Here is a 14,016-nt window from a genome sequence, read left to right as displayed (position 1 = left end):
ACCACACGACCAATGACCCACAATGGCCAGGATTGCCGTTTGGCAGCCTTTACACGCTAGAGCGCGCCATCGCTTTCAGCAACCCGACTAACGGTCGCCGCGGGAGATGATTGGGGTACCGGCGCGGACATATCGGCCGGCGGCAGACTGTCTTCGGCAATACCGGAGGAAATCAGGATCGGCATACCGGCGCGGCGGACTATCGCTTCATCGGCGACCGTTTTATCCGAGGCTTTGTCGCCGATGAATTTTTTCACCTTTGGCGTAAGGGCGATGTGCATAGTCTGCGGATCGTCCTTATCGTTGCGGGACAAAGGCTGATGTACTTCCATATATCGCTTGCCGTCGGGTTCAACGGCCACCTTAATGGGTTCATTCACCACCTGCACCCGGGTGCCGACAGGCACCTGCTCGAACAATGCCTGGATATCATCGGGACGTAACCGGATACACCCGGAGCTGACCCGCATGCCGATGCCGAAATTGGCATTGGTTCCGTGGATAAGATAGGTCCCGCCGCCCGCCGACAGACGCAGGGCGAACAATCCCATGGGATTGTCCGGGCCGGCCGGAACCACCGCCGGCAGCGTAATACCCTGCTCAGCCAGATAATGCTTGCGGATATTTGGGGTCGGCGTCCAGGTAGGGTTGGTGATCTTCTTGACGATGGAGGTAACCATGACCGGCGTATTACGACCCAGTTGGCCGATGCCGATGGGGTAAACGATGACGCTGTTGCCCCCCGGGGGATAATAAAATAGCCTCAGTTCGGCAAGATTGATGACAATGCCTTTTCGCGGAGCATCGGGCAACAGCATCTGCGCGGGAATGGTGAGCTCGGTACCCGGTGTCGGCAAATAGGGATCGGTGCCGGGATTGGCCTCCAGCATCGCCAATAAGCCAATTTTATATTGCGCCGCGACCGCCTCCAGCGAACCGCCGTTATTGGCCACCGTGGCTATGGTATTCTCACCGATAAGGCGACTGTCAGGCGGCGGCAACGGATATTCGGTGGCCGCGGCGCTGCCGATAGCTCCCGCCAGGCAGGCGGCCATGGCAAAACCTATTAATGTCAAGGTTCGTTTCATCGTGTCTTCCCAGCAGTTTTTTATTTTCAAATCCCGTGTCCCTGGCGTAATAGCCTCAAACGGGCCGCGCGGTTTATCACCAATAGCAGCAGCCGTTCGATCTCTGCAATAAGAATTCGCCGATTTGAAAAAAATGACGTGATACGAATAGGCGGCAATCCCACCAACACCGATCGTGCAGCGAGCCTGTTAAAGGGAGAACATGCCGATGGGGTCGAAGCCGCCGTCTAGTGGCGGCCGGAGCGCCCATGGCATGGTAGGCCCGCTATCACCGATCGTGCAACGAACCTGTTGAAGGAGGATCCTGCCGGTGGGGCATTTTGAGGACTGAGGCGTAGCCTTTTAATGAAATGCGGCGGCTTTTTCCGAATGCCGCGCACCATGGCCTCCAACCCCTGGGAGCGGGACGGAGTGAGATGCTGGCTCAAGGCCAGTTCGCTGAAAAAGGGCCGCACATCCTCTGCGACAATCTCCGAAGGCGCCAGGCCGTGATAAAAAACGAATACCGTGGCAATCAGTCCCTTCACAATGGCCGCGTCGCTGTCGCCGAAAAACCTCACTTCCCCCGTCTGGGGATCACGGTTCATAACGATCCACACCTGGCTCTGGCAACCGGAAATCAAATTGCCGGCAATACGGGTTCCCGAGGGCAGCGGATCCAATTGAGCGCCCAATTCAATGATATACATATACTTCTCTTCCCAATTACTGCAGCGGGAAAAGTTACGCAGTAGTTTATTCTTATCCGGCAGATTCGCCATGACTCTTGTTCTCCACGGGCGACGGATTCAGCCCAGCAAACGCCGGACGCGTACCAGACCGGCCACCAGCCGATCAATGTCCTCACGGGTGGTATACAGGGCCAGGGAGGCGCGACACATACTCGGCACCTGATAATAAGCCATCAGCGGCATCGCGCAATGATGGCCGGTACGAATGGCAATACCGTACTGATCGAGGAAGCTACCCACATCATAGGCATGGTGTTTGCCCAGGTTGAACGCAATAACCCCAGCCCGATCCGCGGGACCATACAGGATCAAATCCGGCACCTGCTGCAATGACTCCAAGGCATAGTGCATCAGCTCGCCCTCGTACTGCCGGATATTATCCAGGCCCAGGCTTTCCACATAGCTCAGCGCCGCCCCCAAGCCCATCATGCCCGCGGTATTCGGAGAACCCGCTTCGAAACGCCAGGGCGGCTCGAGAAAGGTGGTGCCTTCCGTCAGGCTGACGGATTGGATCATCGACCCGCCCCCCTCCCATGGCGGCATCCGGTCCAGCAGCGCTTTTTTACCATACAGGATACCGATACCGGACGGACCATAAATCTTATGGCCGGAGAAGGCATAGAAATCGCAATCCAGCGCCTGCACATCCACTTTGCCATGCATGATGCCCTGGGCTCCGTCCACCAACACCACCAGATCGGCGGCAGCGCGAGCCTGTGCGATCAGCCTCTTCAACGGGTTTACGGTGCCCAGCACATTGGAAACCTGGGTGATGGCCAGCAACCGCGTACGATCGTCAATAAGCGAGGATAGCTTTTCCTCATCCAGCGTACCGTCCGCCAGCAACGGCAATACCCTGACTTCCACCTGCCGTTCCGCGGCGATAAGCTGCCAGGGAACGATATTGGAGTGATGTTCCATTTCCGTCAGGATCAGATTATCCCCAGGCTGGAAAAATTGACGCCCGTAGCTGTTGGCCACCAGGTTGATACCCTCGGTGGTGCCTTTGACAAAGATGATTTCCTCATCCGATGCCGCGTTGATAAAGCGCGCCGCCTGGGCTCGGACATCTTCCATCCGGGTAGTGGCTTCCGCGCTCAGGGTATGGATGCCGCGATGCACGGCGGCATAGCCCTGGCGGTAATAATCCCGTTCGGTATCAATAACGATATTGGGTTTCTGCGCACTGGCCGCGCTATCAAGATAGGTGAGCGGTTGTCCGTTAACGTCTCGTGCCAGAATGGGAAAATCCCCACGCACCCGTTCAATGGGATAGGACATGACTCCCTCCTTGCAAAGCATCGGCGATACGGGCCAATACGGTTTTCCGCACGACCTGGTTGTCCATCGCCTCGGTGATTTCGGCGGCAAACGCATGGATAATCATCTCCTGCGCTTCCTGGCGGTGAATGCCCCGTGAGCGTAAATAGAACATCTGCTCATCATCTATCCGGCCCACGGTAGCCCCATGGCTGCATTTGACGTCGTCAGCGTAAATTTCCAGCTGTGGTTTGGTGTCCACCTCGGACAGCCGGTCCAACAGCAGATTATTGTTGGTCATCCGTCCGTCGGTTTTCACCGCGTATTTGGCCACCTTGATAAGACCGTTGAATACGCCTTTGCCCCGATCGCGGGCAATGATTTTGTGCAGCTGGCGGCTCAGGCAATATCCTTTGTTATGCTCCAGATACGTCCGGGTGTCGGTCACGTCATTTTCCGACGGCAGCAGCAGGCTGTTAATGGCCAGGTCGGATCCCTCGCCGTCAAGCCGGGCGCTTACCTGATGACGGGTCAGACCGGCGCCGAGCAAAAAGCTGTTGCTGCGTACGAAGGCGTCGCGGCCGATAACGATATCATCATGGGCAAAGTGGTAACTGGCGCGATTTTCAAACGCCAGCTTGATATGGCTTAACCGCGCGTTATCCCCCACCGTCATGGTAAGGCGGGCGCCGGTAAAATGCACCTGCCCGTCCAGGCTGGCAAAATGTTCGATAACCTCGGCCTGCGCCCCGCGTTCCACATCAACATGGTGTCGGTAATGCAGGGTATTCAGCTCTTCGGCATCGTCAACGCCGCTGCTGATATGCAGAAGGTAGAGCGGTTTTTCCGCCGTTTTGCCGGCGGGCAGCCGGATACGGGTGGTTTCGCGGCTGAGGCTCTCGGTCAGATGCAAAAATATTTCCGGCTGGATAGGCTCGGGCAGGGTCGTGCGCGCCGCGCCGCGCTCAATGTCGATAAGCCAGGAACCGGTAGCGCTGTCGCTCAGGCCCGGCTCGAACCGTCCGTCAATAAACACCAGCCGCACGGCATCCAGCGGCAGACTCAGCCGGTCGCGCTGCTCCGGGGTAACGGACTGTGCCTGCGCCTGGGAGAAACGATGGGACAGCAATCCTTCCAGAGGGGTGTATTTCCACTGCTCGTGCTTGCGCGTAGGCAAACCCAGCCGTTCCACGTTTTGCCAATGGGCGTAGGATTGCGCTGAGCGGGAAACGCTCTGGCCTTCGAATAAATGATGCCACTGCTGCAGTGTCCGGGCATTATTCTTGTTCGGTAAGCCAGCCATAGCCTTGCTCCTCCAGCTGTTTCACCAGGGCGAAATCGCCGGATTTCACGATGCGGCCCTGATAAAGCACATGGACCTGATCCGGTTTGATATAATCCAGGATACGCTGGTAATGGGTGACGATAATAAATGAGCGATTTTGGTTACGCAGGGTATTGACCCCGTGCGCCACGATTTTCAGCGCATCGATATCCAGACCGGAGTCGGTTTCATCCAGGATGCAGAGGGAAGGCTCAAGGGCCGCCATTTGCAGAATGTCATTGCGTTTTTTTTCACCGCCGGAAAAACCGACGTTTACCGACCGGGTCAAGAGATCCGCCGGCATTTTCAGCAAGGCGATTTTTTCTTCGATGAAATCGGCAAAATCAAAACGATCCAGCGGTTCCTGACCACGATATTTGCGTACCGCGTTCACCGCCGTCTGTAAAAAGAACTGGTTGCTGACGCCCGGGATTTCAACCGGATATTGGAAGGCCATGAAAATCCCTTCACCGGCGCGCTCCTCAGGATCCAGCGTCAGCAAATCCCTGCCCTTGAACAGCACTTCCCCCTCGGTGACCCGGTAATCTTCCCGTCCCGCCAGCGTGGCGGACAAGGTGCTTTTCCCGGAACCGTTCGGCCCCATGATGGCGTGCACCTCACCGGGTTTAACTTCAAGGTTCAGGCCCTTGAGGATGCTGTTATCTTCCACACTCACGTTCAAATTACGAACTGTTAACATTTTTTTTCCTTTACCCGACTATCCAGACCAGCAATCAGGCAGAATACTTACTGTGTGGTCAATGGCTTAACCCACACTATGTTCAAGACTGATGGCTAAAAGTTTCTGCGCCTCCACGGCGAATTCCAACGGCAATTCAGAGAACACGTCCTTGCAGAAGCCGTTGACAATCATCGAAATGGCGTCGTCTTCGCTGATGCCGCGCTGGCGGCAATAAAACAGTTGATCCTCGCCGATGCGCGAGGTGGTGGCCTCGTGCTCCAACTGGGCGGTGCTGTTGCGCACTTCCACATAAGGAAAGGTGTGCGCGCCGCTTTCGCTGCCGATAAGCATCGAATCACACTGGGTGTAATTACGGGCATTGGTGGCGGTGGGCATAATCTTCACCAGGCCGCGGTAGGTATTCTCGCTTTTACCCGCGGAAATACCCTTGGAGATAATGGTGGAGCGGGTATTTTTACCGATGTGAATCATCTTGGTGCCGGTATCGGCCTGCTGGTTGCCGTTGGTCAGGGCTACAGAGAAAAATTCCCCTACCGAATTGTCGCCGCGCAAGATACAGCTAGGATACTTCCAGGTGATGGCCGAGCCGGTTTCCGACTGGGTCCAGGACATCTTGGAATTTTCCCTTCGCACAGTGCCCGCTTGGTGACAAAGTTCAAGATGCCCCTCGGTTTCGCTGCCCGCGAACCAATTCTGCACCGTAGAATATTTTACTTCGGCATTCTTGTGGACGATGACCTCCACCACCGCGGCATGCAGCTGATAGCTGTCGCGCACCGGCGCCGAACATCCTTCGATATAGCTGACGTAGCTGTCTTCATCGGCAATCAGGATTGTCCGTTCGAACTGGCCGGTTTTCGCCGCATTGATGCGAAAATAGGTGGAAAGCTCCATGGGACAACGCACCCTTTCGGGATGTAGACAAAGGTGCCGTCCGAGGCCACAGCGGAATTCAGCGCGGCGAAAAAGTTATCGTTGGGAGGCACTACGCTGCCCAGATACTGACGAACCAGATCCGGATGTTCGTGAATGGCCTCGCCGAAGGAGCAGAAAATAATGCCCTCTTTCGCCAGCTTATCGCGATAGGTGGTGGATACCGACACCGAGTCGAAAATAGCGTCCACGGCGACTTCCGAGCCTTCCCGTACCGGTACGCCCAGCTGGTTGAACGCCGCTTCCACCTCGGTGGTGAGATAGCTGTTCGCCGCGTCGACGCCGGGCTGTTGCATCGCCCCCGGCTGGGAGCCGCAGTTATCATCGCAACTGCCGCAGGAAGGCGCGGAATAATAGCTGTATTCGTTATAGTCCAGCGGCTTATAGTACGCTTTCAACCAGTGCGGTTCTTCCATATTCAGCCAGGCGCGATAGGCATTAAGGCGAAACTCCAGCATCCATTCCGGTTCGTTGCGTTTCGCCGAAATAGCCCGCACCACCTCTTCGCTGATGCCATGGGCCAGCTCGTCAGTGACCAGTTGGGTAAAAAAGCCTTCTTTATAGTTAGCGCTTTTTACCCAGGGCTCCGGCGCGGCATTGATGGGCTCGGGAGTTTCAATATTGCTTCGTGCCATAATGGTTCATCCGCTCAAAGACCAAAGCTTTCGCCACACCCGCAGGCATGCTGAGCTTTGGGATTATTGAATTTAAATACGTGATTCAGGCCTTCCTGCACATAATCCACTTCCGTGCCGTCAATAAAAGGCATGGCTTTAAGCGGTACATAGAGGTGGGCCCCATCACGTTCATAAACCAGTTCGCTATCCTCTTGACGGGTAGCCATCTCCACCACATAGCCGAAGCCGGCGCAACCCGATTGTTTCACACCCAGGCGCAACCCCCGCATTTCGGCATTCTGCTCCGCCAGGCGACGTATCTGTTTGGCTGCTGCTTCGCTCAGGGTCAGGCCTTGCCAGGTATTATCCTCGAGTGAAAAAGTTTCAACGGTGTCCGTTTGCATAAAACTGACCTCTCAATATGACAAGATTGATAAACCGCAATCTCTCTATGTTAGTGATATCAATTAACACTGCAACCTTGCCCTTAGCAGGGAATAGACAAAAGCGGCGGTAAATGCCGGTCTATTCGGATTGGCGGCGATGTTTTAACGATTTAAGTTGTTATAATATATGAACTAAATATTTATACCATATTGATTTTAAAGTAGTTTGATAAAAATAAAAACCACAAAATAATTATCAGATCTTTTTTTTTTGCAGGAAAAAAAAATTAATCGAAAAAAATTATTTTTATGAAAGGGGAACAGAAGGTGGCGGTTTTGTACATTTTTTTACAAGGAACCATCATCAGGCGCTAAATATAGGGGTATTGCAGAATAAAGCACCAGGGCTTTAATTAATAATAATTCCCATCTTTATTTCCCCTTTCGGTTTATGAAACAAAAACAAATAGACAAAAAAAAGACCCGGTCCCGCCACACTACTTTACATTACCCCCGCGCGCAGGGTTTTTAACAAGCAATCCGTGCCATAAGCCCCGGAACGTTTACTCCCGGCCCGCTCATGGCCGGGGAGGCGCCGCCCTGCTAAACCGTCTTTTCTTTCGTTACAATTATAATACAATTATATCACATTTCCGCCATTTAGCCCATGTGGCAGACCGGCGGCCGGCAATAATAATACAATTATTAGCATTTTTTAAGGAGATAGTCCGGCCCGCACGCGTTATGCTATTGAAAACAGTCAATTGCCGGATCTCTCACGCTTATGCCTTCGTCAGCGGTTCCCAAGCCCGTCTTAACCACGCCTCAGCTCAACAAACTTATCATACCCATCGTCTTTTTTACCTTTATCTGCTACCTGTCCATCGGCCTGCCGCTGGCCATTATTCCCGGTTTTACCCATAACCGGCTGGGCTTTAACACCGTCATCGCCGGCTTCGCAATCAGTATACAATATATCGCCACGCTGCTCAGCCGCCCCCATGCGGGGCGCTATGCCGACATGCTGGGACCCAAAAAAGTGGTCTTGATCGGATTGAGCTGCTGTGGTCTCAGCGGACTGATGTATCTTTTGGCCGCCTGGATGACGGCAACACCCTGGAGCAGCCTCGGGCTGCTGTTCATCGGCAGGCTGGTGCTGGGCATCGGCGAGAGCTTTGCCAGCACCGGCTCCACGCTCTGGGGCATCGCCCGGGTCGGCCAGTTCCATACCGCCCGAGTCATATCCTGGAACGGCGTAGCCACCTATGGCGCCATCGCCATCGGCGCCCCCCTCGGCGTTTGGCTCAACTCGCTCGGCGGGATCGGGGCGGTGGGCGTGTTTGTGCTTTTCATTGGCCTTGGCGCCTGGGCGGTGGCGCTGCGCAAACCGGCAGTCTCCATCGTTACCGGAAAGCGCATCGCATTCACCACCGTGGTGGGCAAAATCTGGCCCTATGGCCTCGGATTGGGTCTGGGTACCATGGGCTTTGGGGTGATTGTCAGTTTTATCACGCTCTATTTCGCCGATCTCGGCTGGAGCGGAGCGGCGTTTTCCCTGACGCTAATGAGCTGTGCCTTTGTCGGCGTAAGGTTGATTTCCGGCAATGTTATTAACATTTACGGTGGACTGACCGTCTCGCTCCTGTCGTTTTTTTGCGGGATGCGGGGATTATTACTGATTTGGGCGGCGCCCGACGCCATGGTGGCGGATTTGGGCGCACTGCTCACCGGTGCGGGATTTTCCTGGTATTTCCGGCGCTGGGGTGGAAGCGGTTAAACAGGTCCCGCCGCAAAACCAGGGCACCGCCCTGGGCACCTATTCCGCTTTCCTCGATCTCGGACTGAGCCTGGCGGGCCCGGCCGCGGGCTTTGTCATGTCCCATTTGGGCATGTCCTATCTTTACCTGTGCGCGGCAATGATGGCCGCCCTCGCCGCGTTGCTGATGGTGCGACTGAAGTTCCGCGCCGGCGCGCACGCCCGTCAGCAGGGTTAAGCGGCCAACGGCTCCGCCAGGGTCAGCTTAGCGTGGTTCCAGCACCGCCGTGGTGAGGCGGGCGATACAGGTCAATCTTTGTTGGTCGTCATGAATGCGGATATCCCAGACCTGGTGGGTGCGCCCGACGTGTAGGGGGCGGCAGACGCCGCGTACGCTGCCCTCCGTAACGCCGCGCAGGTGATTGGCGTTGATTTCAAGCCCCACCACCCGCTGCCCGCCTTCGGTACAAAGATAACCCGCCACCGAGCCCAGGGATTCCGCCAGCACCGCCGAAGCGCCGCCGTGCAGCAAGCCGAACGGTTGACGGGTCCGGTCGTCCACCGGCATCACCCCTTCCAGTTCGTCGTCGCCGATACGGGTATAGACAATGCCCAGATGGGCGACCAGGGTATTCCGGCTATGTTGATTAAGACCCTCAAGGGAGGCCGGTCGTTTCCAAATCATCACATGATCTCCAGTAAAGCCTGTAAAGGATGGCGAATGCCCTCACCTTCGATGCGTTTCACCTGGCTGCGGCAGGAGTAGCCGGTGGCCAGACAACGCGTCCGCGGCAAACGCTGCAGGGGCTGCTGCCAGGAGAGGGCATAAATACCCAAAGAATTTTCCACATTGGCGCTTTCATGGCCATAGGTGCCGGCCATGCCGCAGCAGCCGACGCTGACGTTCTCCAGCCGGGCGCCGAAGCGGGAAAAGATGGACGCCCATTGCTGGCCGCTGGCGGGAAGTTCGGTGGATTCGGTGCAGTGGCCGAAAAGATACCAGGTATTTTCCGCTGACGGCGCCGGGGACAGGGTCTGCGGCAGGCCCATCAACCATTCATGTACCAGCATAACCTTGAAATTTCCCAACCCGTCACCCAGCGCCTCCCGGTATTCATCGCGATAGCAAAGGACCAGAGCCGGGTCCACACCCACCATGGGCAAGCCCAGCAGCGCGGTACGGTTAAGAAAATCGGCGGTTTTGGCGGCGGTTTTGGCAAAGCGCTGCAAAAAACCTTTGATGTGCTGGGCTTTACCGTTCGGCGAAAAGGCAGCAGCACCGGTTTAAAGCCCAGCTTTTCCACCAGCCGGATAAAATCCGTCACCACGCCGGCATCGTAATAGCTGGTAAAGGGATCCTGCACCACCAGCACATGTCCTTGCCGCTGTTCGGCGCTCATGGCTTCCAGCTGTTCCAGCGTGGTATCGGCGGCGCGATGCCCCGCCAGCTGCGCGCGCAGCGAAGGGGCCGACAGCAGTGGCAAATCCACCATGCCGATGCGTTTGCGGCTCAATTCATTCAACCAGGGCTGTTTTAGAAAAAAATTGAAAAATGACGGCGCTCGCGCCATCAAAGGCGCATAGCTTTCCACGCCGGCCACCAGGTGATCGCGCAAGGGGCGCAGATAGCGGCTGTGATAAAGCTGGAGAAAACGCGACCGAAATCCCGGCACATCAATCTTGATAGGACATTGGGTAGAACAGGCCTTGCAGGCCAGACAGCCGGACATGGCCGCTTTGACCTCATGGGAAAAATCATATTCGCCGCGATCGGCCCGCCGGCTGTTGCGCGCCCGCGCCACCAAATCGCGCAGGCTCGCCATCCCGGCGGGCAGATTCTTTTCCAGCTCCAGCGGGTCCACCCCCTGCTCCGCCAGCAGCCGCAGCCACTCCCGTACCAGCGTCGCCCGCCCTTTGGGCGAATGGATGCGGTCACCGGTAATTTTCATCGACGGACACATGGGACTGCGGGCATCGAAATTGAAACAAAGCCCGTTGCCGTTGCACTCCATCGCGCCGCGAAAAGAGTTCCGGACCGCAATGGGGATTTGCCGGTCATAAGCGCCCCGTTTCACCCCGTCGACGGTTTTCATCGGCGCGCTGCTCTCCAGCGGAGAGCAGATTTTACCGGGGTTGAGGCGGTTATAGGGATCAAACGCCGATTTTATTCTTCTCAATTCTTCATAAAGCGTTTCGCCGAAAAATGCCGGACTGTACTCGGCGCGAAAACCCTTGCCGTGCTCGCCCCATAGCAGCCCGCCGTACTTGGCGGTGAGGGCGACCACCCGATCCGACAGCGTTTTCATCAATACTTCCTGCGCCGGATCGCACATATCCAGCGCCGGCCTGACGTGCAGCACCCCGGCATCCACGTGGCCGAACATGCCGTATTGCAGATGATGGCTGTCGAGCAATTGCCGGAACTCGACAATATAGTCGGCCAGATGCTGCGGCGGTACGCAGGTGTCCTCGGCGAACGGGATAGGCTTGGCGGGCCCTTTGCTGTTGCCCAGCAACCCCACCGCTTTTTTACGCATGGCGTAGATACGCTCGATATCCGCCGGCCGATCGCAGATCTGGTAACCGATAACCCCTTCCTGCCGCGCGGCCATCAGCCCGTCCAATCTTTGGCACAGGGCGGCCAACTGCTGGTTGATAAGGGAAAGATCGTCATCGGCGAACTCGACGATATTCAGTCCCAATACCTCCCGCCCCGGTACGTCCTGTATCAGCTCTTTCACCGAATGCCAGATGATGTCTTCCCGCGCCAGGTCTAGCACCTTGGAGTCGACGGTTTCCACCGACAATGCATGGGCTTCCAGCATGAAAGGCGCGCTGCGCAGCGCGGAATTGAAAGAGTCGTATTTGATATTCACCAGCCGCCGGACTTTCGGCAGCGGCGTGATATCCAGCCGGGCTTCGGTGATAAAGGCCAGCGTCCCTTCCGATCCGGTGAGAATCCGGCCCAGATCGAAGGTCTGCATATCGTCGCTGAAGACGTGGCGCAAATCATAACCGGTGAGAAACCGGTTAAGCTTGGGGAATTTTTCCAGAATCAGCGACCGCCGCGCCCGGCAGCTGTCCAGCACCGTGCGGTAAATACGCCCCGCAGCTCCCTCCCCGGCGGCAAGCTCCTCGGCGTCGGCAATGCTCATGGCGCGGGTCTCAATCTGCTCGCCGCCCAACAGCACCGCACGCAGGCCCAGAACATGATCCGAAGTCTTGCCATACACCAGCGACCCCTGCCCGGAGGCATCGGTATTCACCATGCCGCCAAGGGTGGCGCGATTACTGGTGGATAATTCGGGAGCGAAAAAATACCCCAGCGGCTTTAAAAACAGATTCAGCTGATCCTTGATGACCCCCGCTTCCACTTTGACCCAGCCTTGCTCGGTATTCACGTCCAGGATGCGATTCATATAACGGGACATATCCACTACGATACCTGTATTGAGAGACTGGCCGTTGGTGCCGGTTCCACCGCCGCGGGGGGTGAAAGTGATCGAGGCGAACCGCGGGTCTGCCGCCAGCTTGCCGATAAGCGCCACATCATCTGTGCTGCGGGGAAAAACCACCGCGTCGGGCAATAATTGATAAACGCTGTTATCGGTGGCCATGGTGAGCCGGTCGGCATAACTGGTGGCGCTGTCGCCGGCAAAGCCGTTGAATTTCAGTTCATGGAGAAAATCAATTACCGGTTTGGCAAGCCCAGGGGCCTGGGAAATCTGAGGAATCATTAACGGTGAGCCTGTTTTTTCGAAAGTGAGTGGTATCGGCATGGTAGGGTTGTTTTATCATATTTCTTTTTACCTTGCGCGCTGTGAGGAAAAATCTTCTCCTGCGGAGCCCGTTCACATCGGCATACAGGGAATCACTGTAATATCGGCGTTAAAGTTTTTAGCGCAAGCTGTCAAAAAGCGTGAAATAACGCATCATTAAGGCTGTAGCCGAAGGACCTAGTATATCTCTTGACCTGCCTGTTAACTGAGGTGAAAACGCTTACATGGATTACCCGCGTCAACTGATCGATCTGCCCAGAATGCTGTTCGGCGTTGCGTTTATCGCGCTGATGAGCCTGGCCTGCTTTTGGGTGGTACAGCCTTTTATCCTGGGATTCGCCTGGGCCAGCATGGTGGTGATTGCCACCTGGCCGCTGCTGATAAGATTACAAAACCTGTTTTGGGGACGACGCTCACTGGCGGTCCTGGCGATGACCATTTTGCTGCTGCTGCTTTTTGTACTGCCGGTATCCTTTTTGGTGAGCAGCCTGATTGACAACAGCGCTCCACTGCTTGCCTGGGCCACCCAGCCGAATCGATTAACCTTGCCGACACTGCATTGGCTGCACGATATCCCCCTGGTGGGCCACAAGCTTTATTCCGGCTGGCAGGCCATGATCTCCGGCGGCGGCAGCCTGCTCACGAGCAAAGTGCACCCCTATATCGGCCAATCGGCCACCTGGCTGCTGGCGCAGGTGGCGCAGGTGGGCAGCTTTCTCATTCATTGCGGCCTGATGATCCTGTTCAGCGTCCTGCTGTATATCCGCGGTGAGCGGGTGGGACTGGCGGTGCGCCATTTCGCCATCCGTTTGGGAGCCGAACGGGGAGACGCCTCTGTGCTGCTGGCGGCGCAGGCCATCCGCGCGGGGGCGCTGGGGGTGGTGTTAACCGCCATTGTCCAGGCGGTGCTGGGAGGAATAGGCCTGGCGGTGGCCGGCATCCCCTTTGCCACCATCCTGACCATCGTGATGTTTATTCTGTGCATCGCCCAGCTTGGCCCTTTGCTGGTCTTGATTCCCGCCATGATCTGGCTCTATTGGAGCGGTGAGACCACCTGGGGCACCCTGCTGCTGATATGGAGCTGCGTAGTAGCCACGCTGGATAATTTCCTGCGGCCGGTCTTTATCCGCATGGGGGCGGATTTACCTATTCTCCTGGTGCTGTGCGGCGTTATCGGCGGATTGCTCGCCTTCGGCATGATCGGGCTGTTTATTGGTCCCGTGGTGCTGGCGGTATCCTATCGCCTGTGCTTTGCCTGGGTTCACGAAGCGCCGGAGCCCGGTGAAATACACGATCCGGGTAAACACCTGCGGGATATCCCTTAAGGCACGGTTGCGGTTATGACCGCAACCGCCGGCGGCTCGTAGCGGGCAAGGCCGGCTAAGTACCCATCCACGCCCGGCGTCGGCGATATCGACGCCGGGTTCCATATCAGAAAG

The 14,016-nt window shown here is 56.4% G+C and carries 9 protein-coding genes and 3 pseudogenes; 2 read left to right on the top strand and 10 right to left on the bottom strand.

The window, feature by feature from the left end:
- Window positions 1-56: 56 nt before the first annotated feature.
- The 8 genes and pseudogenes from GTU79_RS14310 to sufA all read right to left on the bottom strand — a co-directional run bounded on the left by GTU79_RS14310 (window position 57) and on the right by sufA (window position 7,060).
- Window positions 57-1,088 (bottom strand): L,D-transpeptidase family protein, encoded by a 1,032-nt coding sequence (locus GTU79_RS14310; protein ID WP_203521433.1) that lies wholly within the window; start codon window positions 1,086-1,088, stop codon window positions 57-59.
- A 359-nt stretch (window positions 1,089-1,447) separates the two neighbouring features.
- Window positions 1,448-1,849, bottom strand: a pseudogene (gene sufE, locus GTU79_RS14305) (cysteine desulfuration protein SufE); the annotation flags it as partial.
- A 27-nt stretch (window positions 1,850-1,876) separates the two neighbouring features.
- The gene (sufS, locus tag GTU79_RS14300; protein ID WP_203521435.1) at window positions 1,877-3,100 is read right to left on the bottom strand and encodes a cysteine desulfurase SufS; all 1,224 of its coding nucleotides are present in this window, start codon (window positions 3,098-3,100) and stop codon (window positions 1,877-1,879) included.
- Window positions 3,084-4,382, bottom strand: coding sequence for a Fe-S cluster assembly protein SufD (gene sufD / locus GTU79_RS14295; protein WP_214514079.1), 1,299 nt, complete (start codon window positions 4,380-4,382; stop codon window positions 3,084-3,086). Before sufD ends, sufS begins: the two co-directional genes overlap by 17 nt.
- Window positions 4,357-5,103 (bottom strand): Fe-S cluster assembly ATPase SufC, encoded by a 747-nt coding sequence (gene sufC / locus GTU79_RS14290; RefSeq protein ID WP_132921604.1) that lies wholly within the window; start codon window positions 5,101-5,103, stop codon window positions 4,357-4,359. The genes sufD and sufC overlap by 26 nt, the downstream gene beginning before the upstream one ends.
- A 66-nt stretch (window positions 5,104-5,169) precedes the next feature.
- Window positions 5,170-6,000 carry a Fe-S cluster assembly protein SufB gene (gene sufB, locus GTU79_RS14285; protein ID WP_214514078.1) on the bottom strand — a complete coding sequence of 277 codons (831 nt, stop codon included), beginning with the start codon at window positions 5,998-6,000 and terminating at the stop codon, window positions 5,170-5,172.
- Window positions 5,934-6,674 carry a SufB/SufD family protein gene (locus GTU79_RS30995; protein ID WP_214514209.1) on the bottom strand — a complete coding sequence of 247 codons (741 nt, stop codon included), beginning with the start codon at window positions 6,672-6,674 and terminating at the stop codon, window positions 5,934-5,936. The genes sufB and GTU79_RS30995 overlap by 67 nt, the downstream gene beginning before the upstream one ends.
- A 14-nt stretch (window positions 6,675-6,688) precedes the next feature.
- Window positions 6,689-7,060, bottom strand: coding sequence for a Fe-S cluster assembly scaffold SufA (gene sufA, locus GTU79_RS14275; protein ID WP_132921606.1), 372 nt, complete (start codon window positions 7,058-7,060; stop codon window positions 6,689-6,691).
- A gap of 766 nt (window positions 7,061-7,826) precedes the next feature.
- On the opposite strand from sufA, the pseudogene GTU79_RS14270 reads away from it, so the two are divergent.
- Window positions 7,827-9,036, top strand: a pseudogene (locus GTU79_RS14270) (MFS transporter).
- 27 nt (window positions 9,037-9,063) lie between these two features.
- Here the strand turns inward: GTU79_RS14270 and GTU79_RS14265 are convergent.
- Together GTU79_RS14265 and ydiJ are read right to left on the bottom strand one after the other, a co-directional pair.
- Entirely contained in the window at window positions 9,064-9,483 is a 420-nt protein-coding gene (locus GTU79_RS14265) for a hotdog fold thioesterase (RefSeq protein WP_132921608.1), read from the bottom strand.
- Window positions 9,483-12,535 (bottom strand): annotated as a pseudogene (gene ydiJ, locus GTU79_RS14260) (D-2-hydroxyglutarate dehydrogenase YdiJ). The gene GTU79_RS14265 and the pseudogene ydiJ overlap by 1 nt, the downstream one beginning before the upstream one ends.
- Window positions 12,536-12,801: 266 nt before the next feature.
- Between ydiJ and ydiK the strand changes: the two are divergent.
- Entirely contained in the window at window positions 12,802-13,902 is a 1,101-nt protein-coding gene (ydiK, locus tag GTU79_RS14255) for an AI-2E family transporter YdiK (RefSeq protein WP_214514077.1), read from the top strand.
- Window positions 13,903-14,016: the final 114 nt, after the last annotated feature.

It is taken from the genome of Sodalis ligni, from assembly GCF_016865525.2.
GTDB classification, from domain to species: Bacteria; Pseudomonadota; Gammaproteobacteria; order Enterobacterales; family Enterobacteriaceae; genus Acerihabitans; species Acerihabitans ligni.
This window is presented reverse-complemented; position numbering and strand designations above follow the sequence as displayed.